Source organism: Halomonas saccharevitans (genome assembly GCF_900116405.1).
Lineage (GTDB): Bacteria > Pseudomonadota > Gammaproteobacteria > Pseudomonadales > Halomonadaceae > Halomonas > Halomonas saccharevitans.
Window position 1 is genome coordinate 1 of the sequence record NZ_FPAQ01000051.1, and the last position, 16,730, is coordinate 16,730.

The 16,730-nt window shown below is 69.9% G+C and carries 13 protein-coding genes and 1 pseudogene; 5 read left to right on the top strand and 9 right to left on the bottom strand.

Translation table 11 applies throughout. The annotated features are described in order from the left end of the window. The 6 genes and pseudogenes from BM388_RS16120 to BM388_RS16145 form a co-directional block, all read right to left on the bottom strand. A pseudogene (locus BM388_RS16120) lies at positions 1-236 on the bottom strand (hypothetical protein); the annotation flags it as partial. Positions 237-411: 175 nt separating this feature from the next. Continuing rightward, a complete protein-coding gene (locus BM388_RS16125; protein ID WP_089852033.1) occupies positions 412-1,260 on the bottom strand; it encodes a 3-hydroxybutyryl-CoA dehydrogenase in 849 nt (282 codons plus the stop codon). 200 nt (positions 1,261-1,460) lie between these two features. Continuing rightward, the gene (locus BM388_RS16130; RefSeq protein ID WP_089852035.1) at positions 1,461-3,092 is read right to left on the bottom strand and encodes an acyl-CoA synthetase; all 1,632 of its coding nucleotides are present in this window, start codon (positions 3,090-3,092) and stop codon (positions 1,461-1,463) included. A 74-nt stretch (positions 3,093-3,166) separates the two neighbouring features. Next, positions 3,167-4,978 carry an acyl-CoA dehydrogenase gene (locus BM388_RS16135; RefSeq protein ID WP_089852037.1) on the bottom strand — a complete coding sequence of 604 codons (1,812 nt, stop codon included), beginning with the start codon at positions 4,976-4,978 and terminating at the stop codon, positions 3,167-3,169. A gap of 184 nt (positions 4,979-5,162) precedes the next feature. Next, positions 5,163-6,548 (bottom strand): MFS transporter, encoded by a 1,386-nt coding sequence (locus tag BM388_RS16140; protein WP_089852039.1) that lies wholly within the window; start codon positions 6,546-6,548, stop codon positions 5,163-5,165. A gap of 169 nt (positions 6,549-6,717) precedes the next feature. After that, a complete protein-coding gene (locus BM388_RS16145; protein ID WP_089852041.1) occupies positions 6,718-7,356 on the bottom strand; it encodes a class I SAM-dependent methyltransferase in 639 nt (212 codons plus the stop codon). A 39-nt stretch (positions 7,357-7,395) separates the two neighbouring features. Between BM388_RS16145 and BM388_RS16150 the strand changes: the two genes are divergently transcribed. The 4 genes from BM388_RS16150 to BM388_RS16165 all read left to right on the top strand — a co-directional run bounded on the left by BM388_RS16150 (position 7,396) and on the right by BM388_RS16165 (position 12,640). After that, the gene (locus tag BM388_RS16150; RefSeq protein ID WP_089852043.1) at positions 7,396-7,797 is read left to right on the top strand and encodes a VOC family protein; all 402 of its coding nucleotides are present in this window, start codon (positions 7,396-7,398) and stop codon (positions 7,795-7,797) included. Positions 7,798-7,875: 78 nt separating this feature from the next. Further along, a complete protein-coding gene (locus BM388_RS16155; RefSeq protein WP_089852044.1) occupies positions 7,876-8,259 on the top strand; it encodes a DUF4870 family protein in 384 nt (127 codons plus the stop codon). Positions 8,260-8,262: 3 nt separating this feature from the next. Further along, positions 8,263-9,192 (top strand): lysophospholipid acyltransferase family protein, encoded by a 930-nt coding sequence (locus BM388_RS16160; protein WP_089852046.1) that lies wholly within the window; start codon positions 8,263-8,265, stop codon positions 9,190-9,192. Between the two features lie 61 nt (positions 9,193-9,253). After that, positions 9,254-12,640 (top strand): hypothetical protein, encoded by a 3,387-nt coding sequence (locus BM388_RS16165; RefSeq protein WP_089852048.1) that lies wholly within the window; start codon positions 9,254-9,256, stop codon positions 12,638-12,640. Between the two features lie 65 nt (positions 12,641-12,705). On the opposite strand, the gene BM388_RS16170 is transcribed toward BM388_RS16165, so the two are convergent. The 3 genes from BM388_RS16170 to BM388_RS17695 are packed head-to-tail and all read right to left on the bottom strand — an operon-like array spanning position 12,706 to position 16,373. After that, positions 12,706-14,109, bottom strand: coding sequence for a mannose-1-phosphate guanylyltransferase/mannose-6-phosphate isomerase (locus BM388_RS16170; RefSeq protein WP_217641095.1), 1,404 nt, complete (start codon positions 14,107-14,109; stop codon positions 12,706-12,708). Between the two features lie 34 nt (positions 14,110-14,143). Beyond that, positions 14,144-14,764 (bottom strand): YceI family protein, encoded by a 621-nt coding sequence (locus BM388_RS16175; RefSeq protein WP_175535133.1) that lies wholly within the window; start codon positions 14,762-14,764, stop codon positions 14,144-14,146. A 28-nt stretch (positions 14,765-14,792) separates the two neighbouring features. Further along, positions 14,793-16,373 carry an alkaline phosphatase family protein gene (locus BM388_RS17695; RefSeq protein ID WP_139233968.1) on the bottom strand — a complete coding sequence of 527 codons (1,581 nt, stop codon included), beginning with the start codon at positions 16,371-16,373 and terminating at the stop codon, positions 14,793-14,795. Between the two features lie 126 nt (positions 16,374-16,499). Between BM388_RS17695 and BM388_RS16180 the strand changes: the two genes are divergently transcribed. After that, positions 16,500-16,730, top strand: a 231-nt coding sequence (locus BM388_RS16180) for a transposase (protein WP_175535134.1), incomplete at its 3' end; no start/stop codon positions are given.

The window sequence follows — 16,730 nt, forward strand, 5'->3', positions numbered from 1 at the left end:
TGCCCCGCGAAGCGCTGGCTCAGCTGGCGGATCAGCGTGTCGATGGCCGTGGGCTCATTGGCGATCTCACCACGAAACTCCGGCTCATGCCGTCCCGCCTCGGCGATGGATACCGCAATGCTGGCCTTATGCACATCCAGCCCGATATAGGCGGCATGGACGTCGCTGGCGGCGCTGAGCCGCTCGGCGGCAGTGCGCTCCACAACGACCTGCTGAGTTGCGTTAGACTGTGTCATGACCTGCCTCCCTCAATAGTGGCTCTGTGTTGTTGCCCAACCTCAACGTAACCCACGACGTTGAGGAGGGGCAGGTCAATCCATCATGTCTACGCCATGGATGGCGTCGGTAGCGTACAGGGAGGTATTTACAACGCCTGCTCGAAAGCCTGTCGACGGCAAAGCCCCGGGCGAGTCATTCGTAAACATGGAAGCCGCGGCCGCTCTTACGCCCCAAGTAGCCGGCATCGACCATGCGGCGGAGCAGCGGACAGGGGCGGTACTTGGGATCGCCGAAGCCTTCCTGCAGCACCTCCATGATCGACAGGCAGACGTCCAGGCCGATCAGGTCGGCGAGCGCCAGCGGCCCCATGGGGTGAGCAGCGCCGAGCTTCATCGCCTCGTCGATGGCCTCGGGGGTGGCCGCCCCTTCCTGCACCAGGAAGGCCGCCTCGTTGATCATCGGCACCAGCAGGCGATTGACCGCGAAGCCCGGGGAGTCGCCCACCGGCACGGCGGTCTTGCCGAGCGCCTCGGTCAGCGCCTCGATGCGCGCCACGGTGGCGTCACTGGTCTGCTCGGCGCGAATCACCTCGACGAGCTTCAACACCGGCACCGGGTTGAAGAAGTGCATGCCGACCACTCGCTCGGGACGCTCGCAGACGCCCGCCAGGCGCGTCAGCGACAGCGAGGAGGTGTTGGAGGCCAGGATCGCATCGTGGGTGAGGCGGCTCAGGTCGCGGAACAGCTTCTCCTTGAGCGCCGGCTGCTCGGGCGCGGCCTCGATGATCACCTCGCACTCGCGCAGGGCGTCGAGCGTGGTGGTAGTGTCCAGGCGCGCCATGGCGGCCGCCTTGTCGGCCTCACCGAGCTTCTGCTTGGCCACCAGCTTGCCAAGCCCCTTGTCGATGGCCGCCGTGGCGCGGCCGAGCTGCTCGTCCGCCACATCGTAGAGCTTGACCTCGAAGCCGCTCGCCGCCAGCACCTGGGCGATGCCCTGGCCCATGGTGCCGGCGCCGACCACGCCGATCGGTTGCTCACTCATTGCACTCTCCTTAGGTGTCATCGGCAGGACCACTGCAATTGTACGGCTCGCTCGAGGCATTTCCGGCAACAGACCTCCGAGGAGGCGCTGTAAACCCGTCCCTGGGCGCTACTTTTGCCTTCCCTGGCAAAAGACCTCCTCTTCGGCCTGTTCCCGGCGCCTCTCACTACAGGAAGCACTGGGCCGTACTTCCTGTCGGATTACTGCTTGCGCGCCTCGTCGCGCAGCACGAACTTCTGGATCTTGCCGGTGGAGGTCTTGGGCAGCTCGGTGAAGATCACGGTCTTCGGCACCTTGAAACGGGCCAGGTGCTTACGGCAGTGCTCGATGATCTCCTGCTCGGTGACCTCGCCGTAGCCCACCTTGAGCTTGACGAAGGCGCAGGGCGTCTCGCCCCACTTCTCGTCGGGCTTGGCCACCACGGCGGCCTCCTCCACCGCCGGATGCGAATAGACGGCGTCCTCCACCTCGATGGTGGAGATGTTCTCGCCGCCGGAGATGATGATGTCCTTGGAGCGGTCCTTGATCTCGAGGTAGCCGTCCGGATGCCAGACCGCCAGGTCACCGGTATGGTACCAGCCGCCGTCGAGGGCCTGCTCGGTGGCGGCCTCGTTCTTGAGGTAGCCCTTCATGACGTTATTGCCGCGCATCAGGATCTCGCCGATGGTCTCGCCGTCCTTGGGCACCGGCTCCATGGTGGTCGGGTCCGCCACGCAGAGCGCCTCGAGCATGTGGTAGCGCACGCCCTGGCGGGACTTGATCCGGGCGCGCTGCTCCAGGGAGAGCTCGTCCCAGGCCTCGCGCCAGGCGCACACGGTGACCGGGCCGTAGACCTCGGTCAGGCCGTAGACGTGGGTCACCTCGATGCCGAGCTGCTCGACGCCGGCGATCACCGAGGCGGGCGGCGCGGCGCCGGCGGTGGTGACCTTCACCGGGTGGTCGAAGTCGCGCTTCTGCTCCTCGGGCAGGTTGACCAGGCCGTTGAGGATGATCGGCGCGCCGCTGAAGTGAGTCACCCCCTCGTCGGCGAGCAGGTCCATGATCCGCTTCGGGTCGACCCGGCGCAGGCAGACGCTGACGCCGGCCCGGGCGGCGATGGTCCAGGGGAAGCACCAGCCGTTGCAGTGGAACATCGGCAGCGTCCACAAGTAGACCGGATGGTGGGGCATGGCCCACTCGAGGATGTTGCTGACCGCGTTCAGGTAGGCGCCGCGGTGGTGGTAGACCACGCCCTTGGGCTTGCCGGTGGTGCCGGAGGTGTAGTTGAGCGAGATCGCCTGCCACTCGTCCTGGGGCAGCACGTAGGCGTAGTCGGGATCGCCCTCGGCCAGCAGGGCCTCGTACTCCACCGCGCCGATGCGGCGCGCCTCGCCCTCGAAGAGGGCGTCATCGACGTCGATCAGCAGCGGCGGGTGCGCAAGTCCGGCCACCGCTGCCTCGATCACGTCGGCGAACTCGGGGTCAACCAGCACGGCCTTGGCCTCGCCGTGCTCGAGCATGTAGGCGATGGCCTCGGCGTCCAGGCGGATGTTCAGGGTGTTGAGCACGCAGCCCGCCAGCGGCACGCCGAAGTGCGCCTCGAACATCGCCGGCACGTTGGGCAGCATGGCGGCCACGGTCTGGCCGGGCTTTATGCCACGGCGCTCCAGCGCCGAGGCGAGGCGCCGGCAGCGCTCCCAGGTCTCGGCCCAGCTGCGGCGAATCTCGCCGTGCACCACCGCCGGGTAGTCCGGATAGACGCTGGCGCTGCGCTCGATGAAGGTCAGCGGCGAGAGCGCCACGTGGTTGGCCGGCGTCTGGGGCAGGCCCTGCTCGAAGATGCTCTGGGTCATGATGGGCTCCACGGAGGTTCCGGTGGGTCGTCGCCGGCGCGGGGCCGGCGACGAAGAGGCTCACGGTTCGGGGCTTACTGGGCGCCGGGCTCGAAGGCGACGAGGCTTTCCATGCCGGCCTCGATCACCGCGCGCTGGGCGCGTCCCACGGGCAGCCACTGGCGCAGGGCGAAGTCGGCGCTCGCAAGCTTGGTCGTGTAGAAGGGGTCCGGCCGTCCGGGGTCGTCGCTGCCGGCCTGGCGGGCGGCGGTGGCCGCCAGCGCCGAGCGTCCCATCTGCCAGGCGCAGAGCACGTGGCCGGCGAGGCTCAGGAAGGGGGTGGCGTAGGCCTGGACGGCGTCGGGGCCGCGCTCGGGATCGCCGCCCTGCTCGAGCAGCACGGCCAGCGCCGCGGTGAGGTCGGCGGCGCCGGCGGCCAGCGCCTCGCCGAGCGGCGCCAGGCCGGGCGCGGCACACAGCGCCCGGGCGGTGCCCTCCACCTCGTCGATCAGCCCCCCCAGCGCGCGGCCGCCGTCGCGCTGCAGCTTGCGACCGGCCAGATCCAGGGCCTGGATGCCGTTGGTGCCCTCGTAGATGGGCGCGATGCGCGCGTCGCGCAGCAGCTGGGCGGCGCCGGTCTCCTCGATGAAGCCCATGCCGCCGTGCACCTGCACGCCGAGCGAGGCGATCTCCACGGCCTGGTCGGTGGAGAAGGCCTTGACCACCGGGATCAGCACCTCGGCCCGCGCCTGGGCGGCCTGGCGGTCGCCTTCCTCGTCGGCGTGGCGCGCCACGTCTAGCTGGGCGGCGCAATAGAGCGCCAGCGCGCGCAGCGCATCGGTGCGGGCGCGCATGGAGAGCAGCATGCGCCGCACGTCCAGGTGGTCGCTGATGGCGCACTCGCCCCCGCCGCGGTGGGCCGGGCGCTTGCCCTGCACACGGTCCAGGGCGTAGGCGAAGGCGTGCTGGCAGGCCCGCTCGGCCACGCCGATGCCCTGCACGCCCACCTTGTGGCGCGCCTCGTTCATCATGGTGAACATGTGGTTGAGGCCGCGACCCTGCTCGCCCACCAGGTAGCCGATGGCACCGGCGTTCTCGCCGAAGCTCAGGGTGCAGGTCGGCGAGCCGTGGATGCCCAGCTTGTGCTCGATGGAGGCGCAGGTGACGTCATTGCGCTCGCCGAGCGAACCGTCGGCCTCCACCAGATATTTCGGCACCAGGAACAGCGAGATGCCCTTGTTGCCCTCGGGGGCGTCCGGGGTACGCGCCAGCACCAGGTGGAGGATGTTCTCGGCGGCGTCGTGCTCACCCCAGGTGATGTAGATCTTCTGGCCGAAGAGCCGGTAGCTGCCGTCCTCCTGGGGCACGGCGCGGGTGCGCACCTTGGAGAGATCGGAGCCGGCCTGGGGCTCGGTGAGGTTCATGGTGCCGGTCCAGGTGCCCTCGACCAGCTTCGGCAGGTAGGTGGCCTGCTGCTCATCGCTGCCGTGGTGGGCCAGCGCCTCGATCGCGCCTGCGGTGAGCATCGGGCAGAGCCCGAGGGCCATGTTGGCGCCGTGCAGCATCTCCTGCACCGCACTGGCCACCACCTCGGGCAGCCCCTGCCCACCCCGCGCCTCGGACACGCCGATGCCGTTCCAGCCGCCCTCGGCGTAGGCCCGGTAGGCCTCGATGAAGCCATCGGGCACGCTGACCGAGCCGTCCTGACGGCGCGTGCACCCCTGGCGATCGCCGCTGGCATTGAGCGGAGCCCAGACGTCGCCGGCGAGTTTCGCCGCCTCCTCGAGCACCGCCTCGACGAGATCGGGGCTGGCCTCCTCGAAGCCGGGCAGGGCCAGCGAGCCGTGCTCGAGCAGTTCCTCCAGCACGAAGCGGAAGTCGCGGACGGGAGCGGCATAGGGGGTCATGGAGCACCTCTGGGAAAAATGATAGCAACGATAGTAGATTCACTACTTTTCGTTGGCCATTAGCCCAAGGTCGATGCCGAAACTGCTCGCTCTTAGCGTCGGCCGAACTCGACGACGCTCGATCGCGAAACCATGTAAGCCCGCTGCGGGGCAGCGGGCTCGGCGGTTCATCGAAGGGGCGGCATCACGCCTGCGCGGGGGGCGCCTCCTCGGGATCCGCCTCCTCGTCGTAGTAGGCGATATGCGCCTCATCTTCCGGCGGCGGGCCCATCAGCGCTTCTGCCACCTCGACCTCGGCCACGGCGCCGGAGAGATCCTCCACGTGCTCGTGCTCCCGGGCGCCCTGCACCCACTCCTCGGTCACCGCGAGCTCGGCGCCCGCCGAGGACATCGGGGTAGAGGCAGAGAACGGCGCCACCGGCACCGGCGCCGGCCGCACGCTGCGCCGCCAGCCGAAGAAGAGCACCAGGAAAAGCCCCATGGCCCCGAAGGACCAGAACAGGCCGGTATCGCCGAGCAGGCTCATCACCGGCGAGACCAGCGGCGGGCTCACCGCCGAGCCGATGGCATTGATCATCAGCAGGCCCTGGCTCATGCGCACCAGGGCACCGGCCGGGGCGCGGTCGGCGGCGTGGCCCACCGCCACCGGATAGAGCGAGAAGATGCCGCCGCCGAGCAGGAACAGCAGCACCGCCAGCACCGCCGTGTTCATCGGCAGAAAGATCACTGCCGCGGAGATCAGGGTGCAGAAGGCGCCTATCAGGATCAGTACCAGCTGGCGGTCGTGGCGATCCGACCAGCGCCCCACCGGGTACTGCAGCAGCATGGCACCGAGCACCACCACCGCCATCATCTGGCCGACCCGGTCGACCGTCAGCCCGGTACGCTGCAGGTAAAGCGGCAGCAGCGAGTAGGCGGCGGCCACCGCCAGCCCCGAGCCGAAACTACCCATCACCCCGGTGGGGGTCAGGGTGATCAGGCGCAGCGGCGAGAGCGGCTCGGCCTTCTCGATCAGCGGCGAGACCCGCGGGATCATCGCCATGGGCAGCACCGAGAGCGAGGCCAGCAGGCCGATCACCATGAACGACGCCGGCCCGCCCATGGCCTCGGTGACACCCAGCAGCAGCTGGCCGAGCACGCCGGCGGCGTAGAGCGCGATCATGTAGAGCGCCAGCAGGCGGCCGCGCACAGAAGCATCACCGGAGGCCAGGAGCCAGCTCTCGATGACCAGGTACACTCCCACCGTGGCCCAGCCGCCGATCAGACGCAGCGCGAACCAGGCCCAGGGCTCGTCCACCAGGCCCTGCAGCAGTACGGTGACCGCCACCAGCGAGGCAAAGCTGCCGTAGGCGCGGATATGGCCGATGCGCAGCAGCAGCCGGTCGTTGAGCATCGCGCCCAGTGCCAGGCCGACGAAGTAGGCGGAGGAGACCCAGCCGATCACCACCGGCGATTCGCCGGCGGCGTCCAGGCGAAGGGTGATGACGGTGGCCAGGAAACCGTTGCCGATCCCCAGAATGAAGAGCCCCAGCAAGGGTGCCAGGGCCATGAGCAGCAGCTGCCGGGACATGGGCAAGGATCTCGAAACGAACGGTGTGGGAGGGGCGCCGCTGCGGACGCGCAGGAGGCACTTGTAATAGCGAATATACGCCCGGCGCCGAGCGCCGCCAATCCCCTTATCGAGGCCGAATCGAGGCTTTTTCCCTAATGATAACGACACGTTATCGAAAGGTGCCCTGTCATGTGCGCTGCATCAATACCACGTCGGCGGCGGGGAAATGCAGCCGCAGATCGTGGCGCCGGGCGAACCAGGTGAAGGTCGCCTCGCTGAAGAAGCAGACGTGGGTGGGGTCGAGGATGTAGTGCCAGCCGGCGAAGGCCTCGGGGCTCGCGACGCGCTTGGTCATCAGCCCCAGCCAGCCGCCGGGTTCGAGGAGCTCGACCAGCCGGTCGAGCTCCTCGCCGGGGGCGAAGAGATGCTCCACCACCTCGGTGGCGGTGATGAAATCGTAGCCACGCTCGAGCACCGCGGCATCCGGCGCGTAGAAGGGATCATAGATGGCCATCGGATGGCCGGCCTCCTCGAACATCACCGAGAGGGTCGGCCCCGGGCCCGCGCCGAAGTCGAGCCCGCGAGCGCCCGGGGCGAGCCGCTCACGCAGCGGGTCGAAGAGTCGCGACAGGAAGCGCCGATAGCCCGGGTCGTCGGGAGAGTTCTCATGCTGGTCGTAGACCGCTAGCTCCGCCGCCGGGTCGAGGCGCTGCGCCGGCGGCACGAAGACCAGCGCACAGCACCCGCAGCGCTGGTAGTCACGCCGTGCGTCGCGGTGAAAGGGCGCGGCATCGACCGACGCACATAGCGGACAGATCAGCATCATCGTATTCTCTTGCCAGGCCATCATTCCGAGGAGACATGCATGCTGTCAGGTCTGGACCACCTGGTCATCACCGTGACCGACATTTCCCGCGCCGTGGACTTCTACTCTCGCGTCCTCGGGCTCGAGGTCCGCTACCGCGACCGTGAACGCGTCGACCTGATGCTGGGCGACATGGCCCTGCGCCTGCACTGGACCGCCACCGACATCACGCCCCGCGCCGCCACGCCGACGCCGGGCAGCCTGGATCTCTGCGTGCGCAGCCTGCTGCCGCTGGATGAGGTGCAGCGCCATCTGGAGGCGCTGGACGTGGAAGTAGAGCTCGGCCCGGTGCCGCGCCAGGGCGCCACGGGCGAGCTCGACTCGCTCTACCTGCGCGACCCCGACGGCAACCTCATCGAGATCAGCCGCCCCGTGAAGCCCCAACCTGCACCCGGCCACTGACGCCAGGGCCGACCCGGTGTCATTGTCGACGCCGGTCGGTATCATTGGCGACAGTCAAGCCACCATCAGGGACGAGCCATGAACGACAACCTGCATCGAGATGACGACCGGGCCGTCGCCGAACAGGGCGGCGCCCCCGACACGACCATTCCCATCGTGGTGTACGTGCTGCACCTGGCCGGCATGGTCACCGGCGGGCTGACCTCGCTGGTGGCCGTGGTGATCGCCTACGTCTACCGCGGCAACGGGCCTGCGTGGCTCGACGAGCACTACCGCTATCAGATCCGCACCTTCTGGCTGGCCCTGCTCTACTTCGGCATCTCCGGCCTGCTCACCCTGGTACTGATCGGCTTTCTGACCTGGCTGGCCGCCGTGGTGTGGCTGGTGATCCGCTGCGTGAAGGGGCTCAAGACGCTGAACGAGCGGCGCGCGCCGGACAACGTCGACACCTGGTGGGTGTGAGCCATGCGCGACGATGAACCCCGCGCGGCTGCCGGCCAGGCGCGCGCCATCGCCACCATGTGGCGCAGCCTCGCCAATCGGCGCCTGACGACCCTGTGGCGGCTGGCCCGGGTGATCGGCCCGCTGGTCGAGCGCTTCAGCCGCCGCGAGCGCAAGGTCACTCGCATCAACCTGGCCGAGGCCTATCCCGCGCGCAGCGACGCCGAGCGGCGGCGGCTGGCGCGAGAGAGCCTGACCCACTCCACCGCTACCATGCTGGAGCTCGGCTTCGCCTGGATGGGCGACCCCGAGCGGGTCGAGGCGTCGATCGTCGAGGTCCACGGCCGTGAGCTTCTCGACGGCGCCCGCGCCGAGGGCCGCGGCGTCATCGTGCTGGCGCCCCACTTCGGCAACTGGGAGGTGCTGAACTTCTGGCTCTCCGGGCACTTCCCCTTCACCGCCATGTACGAGCCCCCCAAGCTCGCCCCGCTGGACCCGATCATCCGCCAGGGCCGCGAACGCCGCGGCGCACGGCTGGTGCCGACCAATCCCCGCGGCGTGGCCGCCCTGCTCAAGGCGCTAAAGCGCTGCGAGGCGGTGGGCATCCTGCCCGACCAGGTGCCCAGCTGGGGCAGCGGCGTCTTCGCGCCCTTCTTCGGCCGGCCCGCCTACACGGCCACCCTGCTGCCCAAGCTGGTGGCCCGCACCGAGGCGCGGGTCGTCACCGGCGTGGCCCTGCGGCTGCCCGGCCGGGGCTACGCCCTGCACTTCCTGGCCGCCGACGAGCGGGTCTACGATCCCGACGAGGCCGTCTCGGCCACCGGGGTCAACGCCTGCGTGGAGTCGACCATCGCCCTGGACCCGGCCCAGTACCAGTGGGAGTACAAGCGCTATCGCAAGACCCCCGAGGAGGCCGAGGGCAGACCCGGCTGGAAGCGCTTCCGGCTCTATTGATCCCGGCCGTTGCCGTCCGACCTGAAGGTGGCCCCATGCATCTAGCACCAAAGCGCCTTCCATGATTCGCGCCACGCCGCTCAGGACGCTGGCCCGGCTCGCCCTCTTCCTGGCGGCCCTCTATGTTCTCTACCTCGTCACCGCCAACGCCCTGCTCAACAGCGACTGGGGGCGCCGCCAGCTCGAGCGCGCGGCGAACATCACGCTGAGCTGGGAGCGGGCCTGGACGGCCTTTCCCGGCCAGCTGCGGGTGAGGCAGCTCCAGCTTTCCGGCACGGCCGCCGAACACCGCATCGCGCTGGAGGCGGAGACCGCCACGCTGGAGGCCTCCCTGGCCCCGCTGCTCGGCCGTGAGGTCCGGCTTCGCCGCCTCGATGCCGAGGGCATCCGCCACGTCAGCCTGGATGAGTACCGCCTGCAGGGTAGCGGCCGCCTGCACCTGGCGGGCCTTCACTGGGACGCCGGCACGCTGGCCGTGAGGAAGCTTCGGCTGTCCCTGGACGACGGCGCCGTGCTGAAGGACGACACGCGGCTGGTGGAAGGCGTCACCCTGGAGGCCGATCTGACCCTCGCCCCGCTGGCGCTGGCCGAGGCCACCGGCGCCGTGGCGGGACGCGCCGTCTCGGGCACCGTCACCCTGGCCGGGCGCAGCGATGCCTACACCGTCTTCAACCCCTACCTCGCCTCGCTTGGCTGGCTGGAGGTCGGTGGCCGCGGCGACCTGCAAGGCGAGGTCATGATCGAAAGTGGCGAGATACAGCCAGGCAGCCGCCTGCGCCTCGACTCCCCGCAGCTGAGCGTGGGTCTCGACGAGCGCCACTGGCTGGAGCGGGGGGCGCGCTACCGCATCGAGGGCGCCGGATCGGTGGTGGCCGAGATGCAGGAGCGCACCCGCCTCAAAGTCGATCTCGACGGCATCGAGATGGCCGATGTCGACGCTTCCCCCGCGTCTTTGCCCCTGCTGCGCGGCGACGGCTTCCGGCTCGACCTCACCGCGCCCGCCCTGCGCCTTCAGGCGCCCTACGACCAGGATCTCGAGGCGCGTCATGTTCGGGCACGGCTGCGCTGGCTCGACACCGACGTGGGCGACATTGCCGCCCTCGACCGCTATCTCCCCGCCGAGGTGCCCCTGACACTGGAAGGGGGCGTAGCGCGGCTGCAGGGCGAGCTGACCTTTGATGGCGAGCGTCTGAGCGGTGGGATCGACCTCTCCGGCGAGGCCTTGGCCCTGCGCCTCGGCGAGCAGCCGCTGCGGGGACGACTCGGCCTGCACCTGCCGATTGCCGAGCTCGACCTCGAACGCGGCAGGGTGGACATCTCCGGCACGCGCCTCGACATCGACGCCGCCGCCCCGGGCGAGACGCAGCCGCTCACCACCGAGCTGCGACTGCCCACAGCCCGGTTTCAGTCACCGCTGGCCTGGCGAGCGCTGGATGACGCCCCCCTGCTCGGCGGCGCCACGCCCTGGTCGGCGGAGGTGGAACTGCACGGTCGGGTGGCCAACCTCGGCGTACTCGACCCCTTGCTCGCCCCCCTGCTCACTGGACGATTCGGCGGCGGACTGGCCCTGGAAGGCGGCGGCCGGCTCGACGGGACCCTGCACCTGCGGGACGGGCAGCCGCTTGCGGGCAGCCAGCTGGCGGTGCGCTCCGAGGCGCTGGGGGCGCGCTTCCTGGGTGTCCAGGCGCGCGGCGATGGTCGGGCGCACCTCACCCTGCGCCCCGATGATCCCTATCCACAGGCCGACGTCACGCTCGTCTTCAATGAGGTGGACCTCACCCGCCTCGCGGATGGCCGTCGGCTCTTCCAGGCCGAGCAACTCTCCCTCACCGGCACGGCGAGTGCGGGACCGCAACCTTCGCGCTTGCCCTCATTGACGGTGGCGTGGCACGACGCGCGCCTTCCCGACGTAGCGGTGCTCAACAACTACCTGCCGGAGGCGGTGCCGCTGCGGCTGGCGGCCGGATGGGCCGACAGCCGCGGGCGCATCATGCTCAAGGACGACCGGGGCCGTGGGAGCATCACCCTGGCCGGCGACGAGGTCAGGGGCCGCCTGCTGGAAAAGGACTTCCAAGGCGAGCTGGACGTGACCCTGGCACTGCGCGAGATCGATCCCGACCGCCAGCGAGTCGATCTGTCCGGCAGTCGGCTGGAACTGACCGCCTCGTCGAGTCGCGGCGAGCCTCTGCACACTCTAGTGGTGCTGCCCAGGGCGCGCCTCGAGGGCAGCTTCGACTGGCCCGGCAGGCAGGCGCCACGCCGCCCCCTGGCCGGCACCCTTCAACTGGATGGCCAGCTCGACCGGCTCGGCTTCCTCAATGCCTTCCTGCCCGACGAGCATGGCCTGGGCGTCGAGGGGGGCGGACGCCTGAGCCTCGACCTCGACCTGGCGAACGGCGAGGTGATGCCGGAAAGCCAGCTTCGCGTGCAGTCCGACAGGCTCGCCGTACGCTTCCTGCACTACGAGGCCTTCGGCGACGGCTCGCTGGTGCTGGAGACTGCCGACCCCGGCGCGCAGCTGACCCTTTCCCTGCCCCGCTTCGGCCTGCGGCGCCAGGAGGGAAGCGACTCGCTGATCGACGGCCGCCTGCTGGAGATCCGCAGCCGAGCGCAGCACCTGGACCCGAGCGAGGGCCTGGAGGCACTCAGCACGCGCATCGACATGCCCGATGTCGCGATAGCGGACCTCGCCGCCTTCAACGACTACCTGCCGAAGGATGCCGGCATCGCCTTCCTCTCGGGCCAGGCGACGATGGCCACTCACCTGCGGCTGGAGGGCCTGGGGGCCGAGGGCAGCCTAACGCTTCACGCCTCCGACGCCCGCCTCGCCTTCGATGAGCAGATCCTGAAGGGCGCCCTGGCACTGGAGGCGCGCCTCTCCGATGGCGACCTGGAGACGCTGCGATTCGACGTCGCAGGCTCGGAGCTTCGCATGAGCGACGTGCGCCTGGAGAACGCTGCCGGCGATCAGACCCGCGGCTGGTGGGCGCGCCTCGAGGTCCCCGAGGGAGAGATGCGCTGGGTGGCACCGCTCGCCCTCGACGCCCGGCTCGACCTGGCCATGCGCGACAGCGGCCTGCTGGTCAACCTGTTCCTCGACGCGGCCCGGGAGCGGCGCTGGCTGCGCGACCGGCTGACCCTCGGCGAGGTGCGCGGCGAGGTGCGGGTGATGCTCGATGACGACACCCTGCGCCTGGAGGATCTGGCCGTGCGGGGCGGCCGTCGCCTGGAGCTGCTGGCCAACGTCGCCCTACGCGACGCCCATCTGGCGGGCCGCGCCCTCGCCCGTGTCGGGCCCTTCCGGCTGGGCATCGAGCTGGATGGCGAGCGCCGGCGATGGCAGCTGCGCAACGTCCGCGACTGGTATGCCAGTGGCCGGCCCGCCAGCGAGATGACGCTTCCCGAGCGGAGGGAGTGGTTCGAGCTTCTGGACGCCGAGCCGGAATGACGCGCTACCTCCCCGCCAACGCCTTCGGGGCGGGATGACTTATCTCCCGCCCTACTACCGCCCTACTACCGCCCATAGCGGTCGTCCAGGCGCACGATGTCGTCCTCGCTCAGGTAGGAGCCGGACTGCACCTCGATGAGTTCCAGCGGGATCAGGCCGGGATTCTCCAGGCAGTGCACGCGTCCCATCGGAATGAAGGTCGAGGCATTTTCACCGACCAGGAAGACCTCCTCGTCCAGGGTGACCCGGGCGGTGCCGCGGACCACCACCCAGTGCTCCGCCCGGTGGTGGTGGAGCTGCAGGGAGAGCCGTGCACCGGGGCGCACGGTGATGCGCTTGACCTGGTATCGCGGCCCGGCGTCCACGGTCCGGTAGTGGCCCCAGGGGCGATGCACGGTGGTCGTGACGCGGGTCTCTCCCCGGCCCTCGGCCTCCAGTCGCTCGACCAGGCCCCGCAGCTGCTGGCTGCGGGCGCGGTCGGCCACCAGCACGGCATCGTCGGTCTCCACGATCACCAGGTCCTGCAGCCCCAGGGTGGCCACCAGCCTCGACTCGGCGTGGACCATCAGCCCGCGGCTCGCCTCGCAGACCACGTCGCCGCGCAGGACATTGGCGTCGGCATCATGGGGCAGAGTCTCCCACAGCGCCTGCCAGGAGCCGATATCGCTCCAGCCGGCGGCCAGCGGCACCATGGCCGCCCGGTCGGTGCGCTCCATCACCACCACGTCGATAGAGTCGGCGGGACTCTCCAGGAAGGCCCGCGCCTCGGGCCGCAGGAAATCGAGGTCGACCACGGCCCCGTCCATGGCGCCGCGGCAGGCGGCCAGCGTGGCCGGCGCCAGGGTCTCCAGGGCATCGAGGTAGTCCTCGGGGCGCAGCACGAACATGCCGCTGTTCCAGAAATGGTCGCCGTCGGCCAGGAAGCGCTCGGCGGTGGCCGGGTCGGGCTTCTCCACGAAGCGCGCCACCGCAAAGCCATCCTCGCCCAGCGCCTCGCCGGCCTGGAGATAGCCGTAGCCGGTCTCGGCACGGGTCGGCACCACGCCGAAGGCCACTAGGTGGCCCGCGCCGGCGAGCCGTTCGGCACGCTCGAGCGCCGAGCGAAAGGCCTCGTCGTCCGCCAGGTGATGGTCCGACGGCAGCACCAGCAGCGGCTCCCGGCGCCCTTCCCGGCGAGCCAGCAGGGCCGCCAGCGCGATGGCCGGGGCCGTGCCGCGCCCCTCGGGCTCGAGCAGCAGTCTCGCCTCGGAGGCGCCCGCCTGGCGCAGCTGCTCGGCGGCGAGAAAACGATGCGCCTCCTGGCAGATGACGATGGGTGGGGCCGTGTCGAGCCCCTCGAGCCGGGCCAGGGTATTGGCCAGCAGGCTGCTCTCGCCGTCCAGGGAGAGGAACTGCTTGGGCCGCTGCCGGCGCGACAGCGGCCAGAGCCGGACACCGCTACCGCCGGCCAGGATCACGGGGGTGAACACGGGCAAGTCTCCTTGAAGGCCGGGAAATGAAAGATCAGGAACCCGACGGCGCCAGCAGCTCGAGGGCGAAGTCGACGTATACCTCGTGCTTCACCGTGCCGTCGGAGCGCCAGGCGCCGCGGCCCATATCGAAGTCGGTGCGGTCCAGGGCCAAGCGGCCGGTCACGCGGACCCGCTCGCCCTGCCGGGTCCAGCGCACCGGCACCGTCAGCGGATAGGTGTCGCCGCGCAGCTCGAGCTCGCCCTCGACGCGCCACTCGCCCTCGGCCGGCGCCTGGATCTCGGTGCTGCGAAAGACGATCTCGGGATAGGCCTCGACGTCGAACCAGTGACGGCCGTGCAGCATGCCATCGACGATGCCGTTGCCGCCGGTGATGCTCTCCGACCGAAGCGTCAGCGTAAGCTCGGCCTCGGCGGGCCGGTCGAGCTCGCCCTCGAGGTCGATGTCGAAGCCCTCGACGCGGGTCAGCGCCTTGCGGCCCTCGGCCGTGGCGATCAGCGCGATCCGGCTGGCGTCCCGATCCAGCTCCCAGGCCTGCGCCTGAGTCTGGGTCTGAGTCTGAGCCTGGGCCATGGTCGGCCCCGTCAGGCCGAAAAGGCCAGACAGCAGGACGACGGACAGGGCGCTCGCTCTCTTCGGAATACGTCGTGTCATCTTGCCTCCCGGACCCATCGGTCCGCGGTCAGGGGGTGGTGGAAGCGTTTGACGCCTCGTCGGCGCCAAACGCCTCATGCAGCCAGCCGCGCAGGTCCTCCTGGCCGGCGACCTCGCCCTCGGCATAGCGCTCGGGCCCGGGCGGATGGGTCCCGGGGACGAACCCCCGCGCCAGGAAGGGCTCGAGCAGGCCGGCATCGCCGCTGATCACGTGCACCGGCACGCCTCCGCGGGCGTTGTCGCCGGTGATCAGGGGGGCCGCCTGGTGATCCCCCAGCAGGATGACCAGGGTCCCGGCGTCCACGAAGTCCGCGGCCCAGCGGGCGCCGGCTCCCAGAGCATAGTCGAGCGATCTGGCGTAGTGATCGCGCACGCGCTCCAGGTCCTGCCAGAGCTCGTCGGGCGCCTCGCCAGCGTCTTCCCAGCGCGCATAGACGCTGCCGTCGCCGACCCTGTCCCAGTCATCGAGCACCGGCAGAATCGGGGTCCAGGGCGCGTGGCTGCTGATCAGCGCGATCTGGGCGAACAGCGGCGACGCCCCGGCATCCGGGCGGATCCGCGTCTGGAAATGGTGCAGGGTGTACTGGTCGGGCATGGTCACCCAGTTCAGGGGCGGGCCGGCATAGTCGATGTCCGCGGCGGCGCGGATCTCATCGAAGTCGTAGGCGCGCCCCTCCGGCCAGGCCATGGTGATGGCCGGCATCACCGCGAGGGTGCGATGGCCCGTGGCGCGAAAGTCATCCACCAGGGTCGTGCGCTCGCTGTCCAGCATCAGCCGGTACCAGAGCGAGTTGTCGATCCGCAGGCCGCTGAGCGCCGTGGCATGCGCCAGCCAGGACTGGCCGCCGCGGATCGGCGCGTCGAGGATGCCGGAGGCCACCGACAGGCCGGCGGCGTCGAACCGCTCGGCCATGGCGTCGAGGCGCGGGGCCAGCACCCGGGCGTAGCGCTCATCGAACAGCGCCGAGATACCATAGGACTCAACGAAGATCAGCAGCACGTCGCGTCCCGCCAGCCCCGGCATGGCGGTGACGCCGTCGGGCTCGGCGGCCATCCGCGCGGCGAAGTCGCGGTGGGCGCGCCTCGTCTCGACCAGCTGCCGTCCCTGGAACCGCAGGGTGTCCACCAGCGGCGTCCGGGCTCCCGGGAGCGGTCGGACCTCCCGTAGCTCGGCGACGATCAGCGCGCCGCTCGCCACCATCATCAGCAGGGCGCCGGCCATGGCCGGGCCACCGCGGGCGGTGCCCTGCAGCTTCCCGACCAGCCTCGCCAGCAGCCAGGCCGCCAGGACCAGCAGCCCCACGGCTCCCAGGACGACCAGGCAGGCCACCGGAAACCCCAGGTTGCCATCGAGCAGGTTGAAGACGGCCGGCAGCAGGGGGAGGTCGAGGTAGAGGTTGAGGGAGCGCCCGAAGGCCAGTTGAGTGCCAAGGTCCCCCAGGCCGACCAGCAGGAAGGCCATCACCAGAACCACCATCAGCCAGCGCAGCCGGGCAAAGAGGCCGGAGGACGGCAGCAGCGCCAGCAGCCCCGTCAGCAGGAAGGCCTCCAGGGCCAGCCAGCGCGAAGCGGGGGCGCCATACAACAGCCACACGGGTGTCAGCAGCATGACGTTGAACAACGCCAGGCCCAGGAGCCAACGGCCTAGCCCGGAAATTGCACCAGACATGAAAAAGGCGGCTGAAAATCGGTTATAATTCAAGAGCCTAACCAAGAATCAACCGCATCAGCCGCCATGACAAAATGTACCACGCCGACTGCCTCCTTTCCACGCTGTAAAGGCCGCCAGGTCACCGCCGGTTTCGACGGGGGCGAGATCACCTCCGATGGCGGTGTCCTGCTGCTTCGCCAGCTGGATCGCGAGATGGGGCTGACCCGTACCATCGCGCGCCGCCTCGATGATGCTCGGGCCACTCGCCGTTGCCAGCACCGCGCCGAGACCATGCTCCGGCAGCGCGTCTTTGGT